Here is a 14,091-nt window from a genome sequence, read left to right as displayed (position 1 = left end):
ACTCGGGAGTATATACAGGATCCATCGCCCGAGAAAGCGGACGCGGGAATCACAAGATCGATCCGCCACGGTCACCGACCGGGTAAATTCGGCGCGCAAGTCCCGCCCTTCCGAGCGCGCGGCAGTACCATTACGTCGGCCGGAGGAGTCACGAGAAGTCGTTCGCACCGGGGAGGCTGCGATGGACGCTGTCCCGTTCACGGACTCCACGTCATTGCTCGGTGATTCAGGCGCGTTGGCCGACCGCCTCGCCGAAAACGGTTATCTACATGTGCGCGGCCTGCTGCCTGCACACGAGGTCACCTCGGTGCGGGACAACATCTTGACGCTGGCCGGGGCCGCCGGCTGGCTCCTGCCCACCGACGGCCCTGGGCTCCCACTGGTGGATCGACGCACGTTCTCGTGCTGGCCCGCCCCTGACTACGTCGCGGTACACGACCAGATGTGGCGCGATCGCGAGTTCCACGCACTGATGCACGCCCCCGCGCTGCTGCGCCTGTTGTCGGGCCTGTACGACGAGCCGGTCCTGGTCCATCCCCGCAAGGTCCTGCGGGTCGTGCACCCGTGGGGCCCGGCCACACCCCCGGAGACCGGTTGGCACCAGGACTTTCCTGGCTCCCAGGGCTCGAAGCGGCAACTCACCGTCTGGACCCCGCTGGTGCCGGTCACTCCGGAGACCGGCGCGCTGGCGGTCCTGCCCGGCTCGCACCGCTCTGGACTGCTCCCGATGCGGCTCAGCAACAACGCGATGGTTGGCTGGGAAGCCGACGCCGACGCCTCCACGGTCCACACCGGACCCATGGCGCCTGGCGACGTCGTGATCTTCACCGCGTTCACGGTGCACAGCGGCAGCCGCAACGCCGGTCCCCGGCTGAGGATCTCGGCGGACTGCCGCTACCAGCCGAGGAGTGATCCGGTCTGCCCCGGCAGTCTCGAGTTCGAAGAAGGGAATTCGTGGGACGACATCTACCGCACCTGGCCGAACGGCGGGCAGGGTGATCCGCTCGCGTATTACTGGCGCCGGATGCCGCTCACCATCGTCGGCTACGACACCAGCCCGGACGTCGCGCGTGAGCAGGCGGTCATCACCGCGGCCGAGACCGGCGACCCCGACGCCCGGCGGGCCCTCGAGATGCTTGCCGTCTACAGCACCGATCAGGTGACCGCGGCGCGCGCCAGAGCGCTGTTGCCGACGCTGCCCGTAAAAGCCTCATGATCATAAATTCAGGACGTATTCCGGGGTGTAACAGGCCGGGCCGAACGGCCGATCTACACCTCGGCACGCCGAAATCGCCGAAGAGGGGAACAGAATGCTCAGCAACCAATCGGAACTGGTCTGGGACGGCAGGATTCATCTTGGCGACGAACCGGGCATTTATGGTGACACCCCGTACTCCGGCCTCGCACTCGAACTGCCGATCACCCTGGAGAAGACGGACCCTGCGGCGGCCGATGCCACGGCGTTGATCCTGCGCACCGAGAACGTCGAGACGTTCACCGGTTACCCTGGCCATCTGATCACCGTGACCGCCTTCGTGCCGGACCCGAACGAGCCCTTTCACTCGGTGGAGCAGGTCCTGGCGACCGAACGGATCACCAGCGCGGACCAGAACCGCAAGAAGGTGGAACTCGACCTCACCGGTCTGACATTTCCGGTCTTCGTCGGCGTCCGCGTCAGGATCGACACCGAGGTGCCCCCCGGTCTGTATGACGACTTCGTGGTCACCAAGCTCCGGAACAAGTCCACCAATTTCGGCATTGTCGCATCGTTCGGTTTCCACGCCTGATCCCGTCGCGAGTCACCGTTCGCGGCGGAGCAGGTAGATGTCCAGCACCCAGCCGGCTTCCTGTTTCGCGGCCGTGCGGGCGGTCTCGATCACGCGGAGGGTGTCGGCGAGTGGCCCGGCTGCCAGGCGTTCGCTCGGTGCGCCGAGGTTCGCGCCCCACCAGATGAGCCAGCCGGCCGGTTCGACGGCGCGGAGTTCGTCGAGAGAGCGGCTGAGCAGGACCGCGATGTTGGACTGTCCCTCCGCGATCGCCGCCGGGAGACGGCGACCGGTGGTGATGTGCAGTGGTTCGCCGATGCCGTGCGGCACGATGCGGTGGCGGGCGGCGAGCGCGGACAGGCTCGACACGCCCGGCACGACCGCCAGGGTGGCGTCGACGACGTCGACCACACGTGCCAGCACCCGGATCGTCGAGTCGTAGAGGGCTGGGTCGCCCCAGACCAGGAAGCCCGCGTCGCCATCGTGTTCGGCCAGCACGGCGGCGTAGCGGGCGGCTCGTGCCGCGTGCCAGTCGGTGACGGCCCGTTCGTAACCCGCCGCGGTCGCGGTGCCTGCGACCGTACGGTCCCGCTCGGCGTCCTCGACGACGACCAGCTTCGGGTCACCGATCAGGTGACGCGCGAGCAGTGCCGCGCGAGCGGCGGCGAGCGGGTCGCCGCCAGGGCGCCGCTTTTCGGTCACCACGAAGAAGTCGACGTCGTTCATCGCGCGGATCGCCTCGATGGTGACCTGGCCGGGGTCGCCGGGTCCGATCCCGATGAGGACCACGCGCCGCGTCACGTGCCCGCGCCGTCCTCGAGATCGCCCTCGATCGACAGGTAGACCGCCCGCATCTCGGCCAGCACCTCGGCATCCGGTTCGGCCCACAGTCCCCGGTCCGCCGCGTCGTGCAGCCGCTCCACGATGCCCCGCAGCGCCCACGGGTTGGCCCTGCGCATGAACTCCTGGTTGGTCTCGTCCAGCACGTACTCGCGCGCCAGCCGCTCGTACATCCAGTCGTGCACGACGCCGGTCGTTGCGTCGAAGCCGAACAGGTAGTCCACGGTCGCGGCCAGCTCGAACGCGCCCTTGTAGCCGTGCCGCTGCATCGCGCCGATCCAGCGCGGGTTCACCACCCGCGACCGGAAGACCCGGTTGGTCTCCTCCTGCAGTGTCCTGGTGCGGACCGCGTCCGGGCTCGTGGAGTCACCGACGTAGGCCAGCGGATCGGCGCCGGTCAGCGCGCGAACCGTCGCGATCATGCCGCCGTGGTACTGGAAGTAGTCGTCGGAGTCGGCGATGTCGTGTTCGCGGGTGTCGATGTTCTTCGCGGCGACCTGGATGCGCCGGTAGTTGGCACGCATGTCGTCGGCGGCCGGGCGACCGTCCATGCCACGACCGTAGGCGAAGCCGCCCCACGCGGTGTAGACCTCGGCGAGGTCGGCGTCGTCCCGCCAGGTGCCGGACTCGACGACCTGCAGGATGCCCGCGCCGTAGGAACCCGGTGCGGAGCCGAAGATCCGCGTGGTCGCCCGGCGCTCGTCACCGTGCTCGGCGAGGTCGGTCCGGACGTGGGCGCGGACGAAGTTCTGCTCCGCGGGCTCGTCGAGCGCGGCGACCAGCCGGACCGCGTCGTCCAGCATCCCGACCACGTGCGGGAAGGCGTCGCGGAAGAAGCCGGAGACACGCACCGTCACGTCGACGCGCGGGCGGCCCAGCTCGGCGAGCGGGACGACGGCGAGTTCGGTCACGCGGCGGGACGCCTCGTCCCACACCGGCCGGACCCCCAGCAGTGCCAGCACTTCGGCCACGTCGTCGCCCGAGGTCCGCATGGCCGAGGTACCCCACACGGAGAGGCCGACCGACGCGGGGTACGTGCCGGTCTCCTCGAGGTGGCGGGCCAGCAGCGAGTCAGCCATGGCGACACCGGTCTCGTAGGCCAGCCGCGACGGCACGGCGCGCGGGTCGACGGTGCAGAAGTTGCGGCCGGTCGGCAGGACGTTGACCAGCCCGCGCAGCGGCGAGCCGGACGGGCCCGCCGGGACGTAACCGCCGTCGAGTGCGTGCAGCACCGCGTCGAGTTCGTCAGTGGTGCGTGCCAGGCGCGGCACCACCTCGGTGGCCGCGAACACCAGTACCCGCACGACCTCGGGATCGTCGTGGAGCCCACCGGCGGCGGCCGGGTCCCAGCCCGCTGCCTCCATCGCCTCGACGAGCGCACGGGCCCGCGCCTCGACGGCATCCACCGCGCTGGTCCGCTCCGTGCCCTCCTTGAGCCCCAACGCCGTGCGCAACCCCGGCACGGCGGCGGTCTCCCCGCCCCAGACCTGGCCGGCACGCAGGATCGCGAGCACCAGGTCCACGCGCTGGGCGCCGGCCGGTGCCTGACCGAGGATGTGCAGGCCGTCGCGGATCTGCGCGTCCTTGACCTCGCACAGCCAGCCGTCAACGTGCAGGATGAAGTCGTCGAACTCCGTGTCGTCCGGGCGGTCCGCCAGCCCGAGGTCGCGGTGCATGTGCGCGGCCTGCATCAGCGTCCAGATCTCGGCGCGGACGGCGGGCAGTTTGGCCGGGTCCATCGCCGCGATGTTGGCGTGCTCGTCCAGCAGCTGTTCCAGGCGGGCGATGTCGCCGTAGCTCTCCGCGCGGGCCATCGGCGGCACCAGGTGGTCGACGATCGTGGCGTGGGCGCGGCGTTTGGCCTGCGCCCCCTCACCAGGGTCGTTCACCAGGAACGGGTACACGAGCGGAATGTTGCCGATGGCCGCGTCGCTGGCGCAGGCCGCCGACAGCGCGGCGTTCTTGCCTGGCAACCATTCCATCGAACCGTGCTTGCCGAGGTGCACGACCGCGTGCGCGCCGAAACCGTGCTCCAGCCAGCGGTACGCGGCCAGGTAGTGGTGGGACGGCGCCAAGGCGGGATCGTGGTAGATCGCGACCGGGTTCTCCCCGAACCCGCGTGGCGGCTGGATCAGCAGCACGATGTTGCCCGACCGGATGGTGGCGAGCACGATTTCGCCCGCGTCGTTGACGAACAGCGCGCCCGGCGGCGGCCCCCACGCCGAGGTGACCGAATCCCGCAGCGCGGGGTCGAGGTCGGCGAACCACCTGGCGTAGTCCCGCGCCGGGATGCGCACGTGCGCGTCGTCGAGCTGGCTCTGCGTCAGCCATTCCTCGTCCTGGCCGCCCGCCGCGATCAACGCGTGGATGAGGGCGTCGCCTGCCTCGGTGTCGTCGGCGGACTCGATGGCGCTGTCGATCACCGGCAGGTCGCCGAGGTCGTACCCGGCCGCACGCATGCGGCGCAGCAGCCGCACCGTCGAGACCGGGGTGTCCAGGCCGACCGCGTTGCCGACGCGGCTGTGCTTGGTCGGGTACGCGGAGAGCATCAGCGCGATCCGCCGCTGCGCCACCGGTGTGTGCCGCAGGCGCGCGTGCGCGACCGCGATGCCCGCGACGCGCGCGCAGCGCTCTGGGTCGGCCACGTAGCGCGGTAGCCCGTCGACGTCGATCTCCTTGAACGAGAACGGCACGGTGATGATGCGGCCGTCGAACTCGGGGATCGCGATCTGGCTCGCCGAGTCGAGCGGTGTCACCCCCTCGTCGGAGGCCAGCCACTCCGCGCGGCCCGCGGTCAGGCACAGGCCCTGCAGGACGGGGATGTCGAGCGCGCGGATGCGTGCCACGTCCCATGCTTCGTCGTCACCGCCCGCGCTCGCCCCGGACGGCGTGACACCACCAGCCGCGAGGACCGTGACCACCAGAGCGTCCAGCGTGCCGAGCGCCGCGTACAGCGCGTCCGGCGCGGACCGCAGCGAGGTGGAGAAGATCGGCACCCCGACAGCCGCCCCCGTCGCGTCGACCGCGTCGGCGAGTGCGTGCGCGAACCCGGTGTTGCCGCTGGTCTCGTGCGCCCGGTAGTAGAGGATCCCGATCCTGGGCAGGTCGTCCTGGACCGGCTCGCGGTCCGCGATCCCCCACAGGGGCACGGTCACCGGCGGTTCGAAGCCCTCGCCCGTGAGCAGCACGGTGTCGGACAGGAATGCGTGCAGCTGGGCCAGGTTGGCGGGGCCGCCTTCCGCGAGGTACCGGTGGGCGTCCGCGGCGATGCCGGCGGGCACGGTGGACAGGCGCATCAGCTCCGCGTCCGGGGTCTGCTCGCCACCGAGCACCACCATGGGCACGGCGCGCTCCCGCAGTGTGGTGAAGCCCTCGCGCCATGACTCGGGAGTGCCGAGCAGACGCACGACGACCACGTCGGCGTCGTCGACGACCGACGGCAGGTCGGCGAGGTCGAGGCGCGCCGGGTTCGCCCAGCGGTAGCGGGCGCCGGACCCGCGTGCTGACAACAGGTCGGTGTCGGAGGTGGAGAGCAACGCGACGACAGGCATGCGGTTTCCTCCTCGCGGGGTTCTCGCCCCGCACGGCAGGTGTGGCCGCGGTCGGTGTCTGGCTGCCCGGCTGGGATGAGCCGGTACACAGTGGCGGAACCGCCCCGGAGTCGCACCGGGTTCCCGAGTCCGCGGCCGCTGGACTCCGACCCCAGACTAGTGCCCCGTCAAGGCGAAGAGGGCACGCCAGCCGCGAGCACGCAGTCGCCGCAGTACCCGCCGCCGGGGATCCGGTAGTAGAGACAGCAGGAGGACCGGACGAAGTCCTCGCGCAGCTCACCGGTGCCCGCGAGCGGGCCTGCAAGCAGGCCCTCGGCGGCGGCGCGGGCGGCCGGGGCGAGGTCGGGGCGGGCGATGCCGACCATGCGTGCCGCGCCGAAGACGGCGGAGGTGATGTTGCCCGACAGGACCTGGCGGGACAGGGCGTACTGCTGGGCCAGTGCGTCCGCGAGCGATGTCAGCACGTCCGTGAGCAGGTCCGCCACCAGCGGTGCCGTCTCCGGACCGGTCAACGCGAGCTGCCAGGGTCCCTGCTCGACGGGCTGCCACCACGCGTCGTCGAGGGTGGGCCTTGGCAGCGGCACGCCGAGGACACCGGCGGCGAGCACCGGTGAGACCAGCCGCGCGAACAGCCCGAGCGACATCGTGGACGCCGCGACCCGTCGCTCGATGTCCACACCGGACAGTCGGGTGAGCGCGGCGCGGACGTGCTGAACGCGCTCCGCGAGCACCGCCGGGGCCAGCAGGTCGCGCAGCGGCCGCCAGGAACCAGGCCCGGCCTCGCGACACACCGAGAAGAACGGGCCGAGCCCGGTCAGTGCCGGGTCCGTTGCGTTTTCGTCGGCGGGCATGACGTCATGGTGGCACGCACCAGGTGGCACGATGGCCTGGTGGCCGCACGCACCCATGCCGACCGCTGCCCCGGGGTGTTCCGTCCCTGGGTGGCCGAGGACGGCGCGATCGTCCGGCTCCGCGTCCCCGGCGGCCGGCTCAGCGCCGACGCCCTGCTCCGGGTGGTCGACGCCGCGGAACGGTACGGCGACGGCACGGTGCTGCTCACCAAGCGGGCCAATCTCCAGCTGCGTGGCATCCAGCCGCGTGCCGTCGGCGGCGTCCCTCTCGGCCTGGTCGACGCGATCGCCGACGCGGGGCTGCTGCCGTCCCGCACGCACGAATTGGTCCGCAACATCCTCGTCTCGCCGCTGACCGGTCTGTTCGGCGGCCGGGTGGACCTGCGGCCGGTCGTCCATGCGCTCGACGATGCGCTGACGGCCGACCCGTCGCTGGCCTCGCTCGGCGGCCGGTTCCTGTTCGTGCTGGACGACGGCCGAGGCGACGTCGCCCGGCGCGACCTCGATCTCGGCCTGGTCGCGGTGGACGCGACACGGGCGCAGTTGCGTGCCGGGACGGCGGGGTGGGGTCCGGTCGTCCCGGTCGGCCGGGCGGCGGCGGACCTGGTCGACCTCGCAGGCGAGTTCATCCGGGTGCGCGGCCGTGGCCCGGGTGCCTGCTGGCACGTCGACGAGCTGTCCGACCCGGCGGCGGTGCTCAGGACCGGCGCCCCGCGCGACCCGGCGACCGCCGTCGAGTCCGGCCCGACGCCGCCCGGCCGGTACCTCGGGTCCGGCGGCCGGCCCGTCGAGGTGCTGGCCGTCCAGGACGGGCTGGTGCGGCGAGCGCTGGCCGAACGTCTCTCCGGTGCGGCGGGCCTCGTCGTCACCCCCTGGCGAACCATCGTGGTGGAGGAGCCCGCATGACGACCGGTGAGCTCGCGGCGCCCACGCCGCGCTACGGCTACATCCGTGACGGCGCGGCGATCTACGCCGAGTCGTTCGCCATCATCCGCGCGGAGACCGACCTGTCGCACCTGCCGGCCGACGCCGAGAAGCTGGCGGTGCGGATGGTGCACGCCACCGGCCAGACCGACCTGCCTGCCGCACTGGTCGTCCACCCGGGGCTGGTGTCGGCGGCGCGAGCCGCCTTGCTGGCCGGCGCGCCGATCCTCACCGACGCGCGCATGGTCGCCGCCGGGGTCACCAGGGCGCGGCTCCCCCGCGACAACGACGTCCGCTGCCTCCTCGGCGACGAGCGGGTACCGGACCTCGCCACGGCATGGGGCACGACCAGAAGCGCCGCCGCCGTTTCGTTGTGGGGCGACCGGCTAGCGGGCGCGGTCGTCGCGATCGGCAACGCGCCCACCGCGCTGTTCCACCTGCTGGAGCTCCTGGCCGACGGCGCTCCCCCACCGGCCGCGATCGTCGGCGTGCCGGTCGGTTTCGTCGGCGCCGCCGAGTCCAAGGAGGCACTCGCGTCGTTCGCGGCCGAACACGGGACCGACGTGCCGTTCCTCACCGTGCACGGCAGGCGCGGCGGTTCCGCACTCGCCGCCGCCGCGCTCAACGCACTCGCGCAGGAGCGGGAGTGACCACCCCGGGGCGGCTCTACGGCGTCGGGCTCGGGCCCGGCGATCCCGAACTGGTCACGATCAAGGCGGCCCGGATCATCGGGCGCGCCGACGTCATCGCCTACCACCAGGGGCCGAGGAAACGCTCCAACGCCCGGCGCATCGCCGACCCGTACGTCCGGTCCGGCGTCACAGAGGAGCTGCTGGAGTACCCGGTCACCACCGGCATCACCGACCACCCCGGCGGCTACGCGGGCGCCATGGCCGACTTCTACGAGGACTGCGCGCGGCGGCTGGCCGCGCACCTGGTGGCCGGCCGGGACGTGGTCGTGCTGGCCGAGGGCGATCCCCTGTTCTACGGCTCGTACATGTACGTGCACGACCGGCTGAAGGAGCGTTTCAGTACCGAGGTCGTGCCCGGCGTGCCCGCGTTCGGCGCCGCGACGGCCGCGCTGGGGACACCGCTGGCCAGGCAGACCGACGTGCTCACCGTGCTACAGGGGACCTTGCCGCGTCCAGAACTGGCCCGCAGGCTGGCGGACACCGACGCGGCGATCATCATGAAGCTCGGCAGGACCTTCCCCTCGGTGCGTGCCGCGCTGGCGGAGGCGGGCAGGCTGGCCGACGCCTGGTACGTAGAACGCGCGTCGATGACCGAGCAGCGGTGGCTCCCGGTGTCCGATGTGGACCCCGATGCGGTGCCGTACTTCTCGCTGGTCGTCGTGCCCGGCGACACGCACGCCGGGCGCCGCCGCTACGACGACCCCGATGCGGCGCCCCCACCCGCGCCGACCACCGCCGAGCTGGTGGTCGTCGGGCTCGGCCCCGGCGCCGACGAGTGGCTCACCCCGGAGGCCGCGACCGTGCTCGCCGAGGTCGACCACGTCGTCGGCTACGCGCCCTACGTCGACCGCGTGCCGCAGCGGCCGGGCCTGCGGCGGCACGCCTCCGGCAACACCGTCGAGCTGGCGCGGGCCAGGTTCGCGCTCGACCTTGCCGTGCGCGGTGAGCGGGTGGCCGTGGTGTCCGGCGGGGACGCCGGGGTGTTCGGCATGGCGTCGGCGGTGTTCGAGGCCGCGGAGGACCCGGCCTTCGCCGGCGTGCACGTCCGCGTCGTGCCGGGGGTCAGCGCGGTGCAGGCCGCGGCGGCGCGGGCGGGCGCCCCGATCGGCGCCGACTTCGCCGTGCTCAGCCTGTCCGACCGCCTCAAACCCTGGCCGGTCATCGAACGCCGCATCCGGGCCGTGGCGGAGGCCGACCTGGTGCTGGCGGTCTACAACCCGCGCTCCCGCACACGCACCACCCAGGTCGGCGACCTGCGTGACATCCTGCTGGCGCACCGCGACCCGGCCACCGTGGTCATCGTGGCCAGGGACATCGGCAGGCAGGGCGAGTCCCTCACCGTGACCACCCTCGCCGGTCTCGACCCGGAGTCGGTCGACATGCGCTGTCTGCTGATCGTCGGCGCCAGCAGCACGCGGGTCAGCCAGGCGGGCCGCGCGTGGACTCCCCGTTACGTCGAGGACTGACGCTAGAGGGCGCGCGATTAGGGTCGGTGGATGCCCGTCGCCATGCCCTATTCGCGCGCCCTCTTGGTCGCACGGTCCCTGGCCGGGTCGTAGAGGTAGGAATCGGCACCCGCCACGCCGACCGCGAGCGCGGGCCCGACCATGATCACCGCGGCCTGCCGCAGCGCCGCGGTCTCCACCTGGTCCGCGATGTCGGACAAGGTGCCGCGCAGTACCAGCTCGGCGGGCTGGGAAGCGTTGGCGACCACGACGACCGGGCAGTCCGGCCCGTAGAGCCCGGCCAGTTCCTCGGTCAGGATCCTGGTGCGGGTGATCGCCAGGTGCAGCACCAGGGTCGCGCCGGTCGCGGCGAAGGCCGCCAGGGTCTCTCCCGGCGGCATCGCGGTGGACCTGGCCCGGGTCCTGGTCAGCACGACCGACTGCGCCACCGAGGGCACGGTCAGCTCGTGCCCGATCCGTGCCGCCGCCGCCGCGTACGCGGGCACGCCCGGTGTCACGTCCCACGGCACGCCTGCATGGTCGAGGCGACGGGTCTGCTCGTACAGGGCCGAATACACCGACGGGTCACCGGAACACAGGCGAACCACGCGCAGCCCCGCCCGGTGTGAGGTGACCAGCTCGGCCACGATCTCGTCGAGGTCGAGGTGCTGGGTGTCGACCAGCCGAGCGCCGTCCCGGCAGTGGCCGAGCACCGCGCGGTCCAGGTACGTGCCAGGGTAGAGGCAGACATCGGCCGCCTTCAGCAACTCGACCGCGCGCAGTGTCAGCAGATCCGCGGCCCCTGGACCGGCACCGGCGAAGTGCACGACGTTCACGGTTTCGTCACCGCCAACTGCGTCACCGTCCGCGCGGGCGTCCAGCCGGTGAGCCCGCCGAGCGGGGCGGCGTGCTCGACGGAGATCCGGGTCAGCTCGCCACCGCGCTCGCGGTGGACGCCGGCGAGCACCGCCTCGGTCTCCAATGTGACCCCGTGCACGACGAGCCTGCCACCGGCCGAAAGCGCCGACCAGCAGGTGTCGAGCAGACCGGGGATGGTCGCGCCGCCCCCGACGAACACCGCGTCCGGGACGGGCAGCCCGGCCAGCGCGTCGGGTGCCGCGCCGGTGACCACGTCGAGGCCCGGTACCCCGAGGCGGCCGGCGTTGCGGGCGGCGCGGGCGGCGCGGGCGGCATCCCGCTCCACCGCGACGGCACGGCAGGTGGTGTGGGCACGCAGCCATTCGATGGCGACCGACCCGGCGCCCGCGCCGACGTCCCACAGCAGGTTTCCCGGTTGCGGCGCGAGCCGCGCCAGCGCGGCCGCCCTCAGATCCCGCTTGGTGAGCTGGCCGTCGTGCTCGAACGCGTCATCCGGCAGACCGGCGAGCAGACCGTGTGCGGGACCACCGGCACACGCGATCGCCAGCACGTGAAGAGCGGGCGCGTCCCCGGTCCAGTCGGCGGCGTCGCACTGGCGCACGGACTCGTCATCCGCGCCCAGGTTGGCGAGCACGGTGAACCTGCTCGCCCCGAAGCCTCGTTCGGTCAGCGCCAGCGCGACCCTGGCGGGGGTGTGCCGGTCCCGCGACAGCACGAGCAGCCGTCGGCCCCGCGCGAGGTGGCGCACCACCGCGCCGGGGTCGCGGACGACCTCGACCGTCTCGGCGGGCCAGCCCATCCTGGCGCGGGCGATGGCCACGGAGGAGACGGCCGGGACCACGATGACCGACTCCCGGCCGAGCAGGTCGAGCAACGTCGTCCCGATGCCCGCGACCAACGGGTCACCGGACGCGAGAGCCACCACCGGGGCCTGATCGGTCAGTTCGGCGAGCAGGCCGGGGAGCCGGTCACGCAGCGGCGACGGCCACACCACCCGTCGCTGGCCGTCGATGTCGGGGAGCAGCCCGAGCTGGCGGGGCGCACCGAGTACGACCTGGGCCGACCCCACCAGGTCGCGGGTCGGCTCCGCCAGCGAAGCCCAGCCGTCCGCGCCGATCCCGACCACGTGCAGCATCACGGCAGGACACGCTACAGGCGTCCTGGCGGCGGAGCGCACGTCCTTCCACCACCGCGCGCCGGGTTATGCTGCGAGGACAGGTCCGAGGTGCCCGTGCCGTGCCGGTCGAGTCGACCGCGCGGCGGGGATAATCGGGAAGCCGGTGAGAATCCGGCACAGGGCCCGCTGCGGTGACCCGGACGTCGAGCCGGGAAGTCCGAAGACCGGCCTCGGCGCCTGACGACGGACGCGGCCCCGCGTCCGTCGCTCGTTGGCACTGAGAGCGGGAGCCCCGAATGCCACAGCAGTACCCGTTGTCCGCTGTCGTCGGCTCCGACGACCTCGTTCTCGCCCTCCTCCTCGCGGCGGTCGCACCCGATATCGGTGGGGTGCTCGTGCGTGGCGAGAAGGGCACCGCGAAGACCACCGCCGTCCGTGCGCTCGCCGCGGTGCTGCCACCGATCGACGTGATCGCGGGCGATCGGTTCTCCACCGACCCGAACGATCCGGCGCCGGTGTCGCCGGACGGGCCCTTCCCCACCGGCGCACCCGTCGAGACCCGGCCGGTGCGGCTGGTCGAGCTGCCCGTCGGCGCGACGGAGGACCGGGTGCTCGGTTCGCTGCACCTCCAGCGCGTGCTGGCCGACGGCGTCGCCGAGTACGAGCCAGGCCTGCTGGCCGGCGCGCATCGCGGCATCCTGTACGTGGACGAGGTCAACCTGCTGCACGACCACCTCGTCGACGTGTTGCTCGACGCCGCGGCCACCGGTCGGGTCAGCATCGAGCGCGACGGCGTCTCGGTGGCGCACGACGCGCGGTTCGTCCTGATCGGCACCATGAACCCGGAGGAGGGCGAGCTCCGCCCGCAGCTGCTCGACCGCTTCGGCATGACCGTCGAGGTCGCCGCCTCCCGCGACCCCCGGCAGCGTGCCGAGGTGGTGCGCTCCCGCCTCCGGTACGACGCCGACCCCGACGCGTTCGTCGCGCGGTTCGCCGCCGACGAGGCACGCCTGCGGGACCGGATCGTGGCGGCCCGCGCGCTGCTGGGTGCCGTCGAGCTGGACGAGGCGACGCTGTTGCGGATCGCGGAGGTCTGCGCCGCGTTCGAGGTCGATGGGATGCGTGCGGACATCGTGATGGCGAGGGCCGCCACCGCGCACGCCGCGTGGGAGGGGCGCACCTCGATCACCTCGGCGGATCTCAAGGTCGCCGCGAGGCTCGCGCTGCCGCATCGCAGGCGCCGCAACCCGTTCGACGCGCCAGGTCTGGACGAGGACCACCTCGACCAGTTGCTCGACCAGCCAGAGCCGGACCCGGAGCCGGACCCGCCTGCCGGTGGGGACGATCCTGGTGGGCGCGACCGGGAAAGCCCGCCACCGGCCGACACCGAGGGACCGGCCACCAACGGTCAGCCGAGCCCCGGGCAGCCGGCCACCACCGCACCGGTCGGGGAGCCCTACCGCGCACGCCTGTTCACCGTCCCCGGCGTCGGCCGGGGCGAGGCCGGCAGGCGGTCCCCGGCCCGCACCGACACCGGCAGGCGGGTCGGTGCGGCACGCCCTGTCGGTCCGACCGGCACGATGGACCTGCTGGCGACGCTCCGCGCGGCGGCGCCGCACCAGCACCGGCGCGGCAGGCGCGTTGGCAGGCTCCTGCTGGCCGCCGAGGATCTGCGTGTCCCGGTCAAGCTGGGCCGCGAGTCGAACCAGGTGCTGTTCTGTGTCGACGCCTCTGGCTCCATGGCGGCCAGCAACCGGATGCGTGCGGTGAAGACCGCGATCCTGTCCCTGCTCACCGATGCCTACCAGCGCCGCGACAAGGTCGGCCTGGTCACGTTCCGCGGCGGGACGGCCGACCTCGTGCTGCCGCCGACCGGGTCGGTCGAGGTGGCCGTGACCCGCCTGCGGGAGCTGCCGGCGGGCGGGCGCACGCCCCTCGCCGAGGCACTGGGCCGGGTCGCCGAGGTCGTCCGCGTCGAGGCGGTGCGCGACCCGCGCCGCCGCCCGCTGCTGGTGCTGGTGACCGA

At 72.7% G+C, this 14,091-nt stretch carries 11 protein-coding genes and 2 riboswitches; of the genes, 6 read left to right on the top strand and 5 right to left on the bottom strand.

What is annotated here, in order from left to right; all coding sequences use genetic code 11:
* The first annotated feature begins 181 nt into the window (after window positions 1-181).
* Together WBA97_RS36695 and WBA97_RS36690 are read left to right on the top strand one after the other, a co-directional pair.
* Window positions 182-1,216, top strand: a complete 1,035-nt coding sequence (locus WBA97_RS36695) for a phytanoyl-CoA dioxygenase family protein (protein ID WP_424235625.1) — start codon at window positions 182-184, stop codon at window positions 1,214-1,216.
* Between the two features lie 94 nt (window positions 1,217-1,310).
* Window positions 1,311-1,787: a hypothetical protein gene (locus WBA97_RS36690; protein WP_424235624.1), complete on the top strand. Its 477-nt coding sequence runs from the start codon at window positions 1,311-1,313 to the stop codon at window positions 1,785-1,787.
* Window positions 1,788-1,799: 12 nt separating this feature from the next.
* On the opposite strand, the gene cobF is transcribed toward WBA97_RS36690, so the two are convergent.
* The 3 genes from cobF to WBA97_RS36675 form a co-directional block, all read right to left on the bottom strand.
* Window positions 1,800-2,567 (bottom strand): precorrin-6A synthase (deacetylating), encoded by a 768-nt coding sequence (cobF, locus tag WBA97_RS36685; RefSeq protein WP_424235623.1) that lies wholly within the window; start codon window positions 2,565-2,567, stop codon window positions 1,800-1,802.
* On the bottom strand, window positions 2,564-6,157 hold the full coding sequence (gene cobN, locus WBA97_RS36680; protein ID WP_424235622.1) for a cobaltochelatase subunit CobN: 3,594 nt from the start codon (window positions 6,155-6,157) through the stop codon (window positions 2,564-2,566). The genes cobF and cobN overlap by 4 nt, the downstream gene beginning before the upstream one ends.
* A 39-nt stretch (window positions 6,158-6,196) precedes the next feature.
* Window positions 6,197-6,319, bottom strand: a riboswitch (cobalamin riboswitch).
* A 5-nt stretch (window positions 6,320-6,324) separates the two neighbouring features.
* Window positions 6,325-7,008: a (2Fe-2S)-binding protein gene (locus WBA97_RS36675; protein ID WP_424235621.1), complete on the bottom strand. Its 684-nt coding sequence runs from the start codon at window positions 7,006-7,008 to the stop codon at window positions 6,325-6,327.
* A 39-nt stretch (window positions 7,009-7,047) separates the two neighbouring features.
* On the opposite strand from WBA97_RS36675, the gene WBA97_RS36670 reads away from it, so the two are divergent.
* The 3 genes from WBA97_RS36670 to WBA97_RS36660 are packed head-to-tail and all read left to right on the top strand — an operon-like array spanning window position 7,048 to window position 10,090.
* The gene (locus WBA97_RS36670) at window positions 7,048-7,914 is read left to right on the top strand and encodes a sulfite reductase subunit beta (RefSeq protein ID WP_424235620.1); all 867 of its coding nucleotides are present in this window, start codon (window positions 7,048-7,050) and stop codon (window positions 7,912-7,914) included.
* Window positions 7,911-8,582 (top strand): precorrin-8X methylmutase, encoded by a 672-nt coding sequence (locus WBA97_RS36665; RefSeq protein ID WP_424235619.1) that lies wholly within the window; start codon window positions 7,911-7,913, stop codon window positions 8,580-8,582. The genes WBA97_RS36670 and WBA97_RS36665 overlap by 4 nt, the downstream gene beginning before the upstream one ends.
* Window positions 8,579-10,090, top strand: coding sequence for a precorrin-2 C(20)-methyltransferase (locus tag WBA97_RS36660; protein ID WP_424235618.1), 1,512 nt, complete (start codon window positions 8,579-8,581; stop codon window positions 10,088-10,090). The genes WBA97_RS36665 and WBA97_RS36660 overlap by 4 nt, the downstream gene beginning before the upstream one ends.
* Before the next feature lie 47 nt (window positions 10,091-10,137).
* On the opposite strand, the gene WBA97_RS36655 is transcribed toward WBA97_RS36660, so the two are convergent.
* Both WBA97_RS36655 and cbiE read right to left on the bottom strand, forming a co-directional pair.
* Window positions 10,138-10,905 carry a cobalt-precorrin-4/precorrin-4 C(11)-methyltransferase gene (locus WBA97_RS36655; RefSeq protein ID WP_424235617.1) on the bottom strand — a complete coding sequence of 256 codons (768 nt, stop codon included), beginning with the start codon at window positions 10,903-10,905 and terminating at the stop codon, window positions 10,138-10,140.
* Window positions 10,902-12,083 (bottom strand): precorrin-6y C5,15-methyltransferase (decarboxylating) subunit CbiE, encoded by a 1,182-nt coding sequence (cbiE, locus tag WBA97_RS36650; protein ID WP_424235650.1) that lies wholly within the window; start codon window positions 12,081-12,083, stop codon window positions 10,902-10,904. Before cbiE ends, WBA97_RS36655 begins: the two co-directional genes overlap by 4 nt.
* Before the next feature lie 72 nt (window positions 12,084-12,155).
* A riboswitch (cobalamin riboswitch) is annotated at window positions 12,156-12,312 on the top strand.
* 49 nt (window positions 12,313-12,361) lie between these two features.
* On the opposite strand from cbiE, the gene WBA97_RS36645 reads away from it, so the two are divergent.
* Window positions 12,362-14,091, top strand: a 1,730-nt coding sequence (locus WBA97_RS36645; protein WP_424235616.1) for a VWA domain-containing protein, incomplete at its 3' end; no start/stop codon positions are given.

This window comes from Actinophytocola sp., from assembly GCF_049647105.1.
Classification (GTDB): domain Bacteria; phylum Actinomycetota; class Actinomycetes; order Mycobacteriales; family Pseudonocardiaceae; genus Actinophytocola.
This window is presented reverse-complemented; position numbering and strand designations above follow the sequence as displayed.

Excerpts from the sequence above, each read along its gene's own strand:
- WBA97_RS36695 (WP_424235625.1), top strand. The coding sequence starts at position 182 with ATGGACGCTGTCCCGTTCACGGACTCCACGTCATTGCTCGGTGATTCA.
- WBA97_RS36690 (WP_424235624.1), top strand. The coding sequence starts at position 1,311 with ATGCTCAGCAACCAATCGGAACTGGTCTGGGACGGCAGGATTCATCTT.
- cobN (WP_424235622.1), bottom strand. The coding sequence starts at position 6,157 with ATGCCTGTCGTCGCGTTGCTCTCCACCTCCGACACCGACCTGTTGTCA.
- WBA97_RS36675 (WP_424235621.1), bottom strand. The coding sequence starts at position 7,008 with ATGCCCGCCGACGAAAACGCAACGGACCCGGCACTGACCGGGCTCGGC.
- WBA97_RS36665 (WP_424235619.1), top strand. The coding sequence starts at position 7,911 with ATGACGACCGGTGAGCTCGCGGCGCCCACGCCGCGCTACGGCTACATC.
- cbiE (WP_424235650.1), bottom strand. The coding sequence starts at position 12,083 with ATGCTGCACGTGGTCGGGATCGGCGCGGACGGCTGGGCTTCGCTGGCG.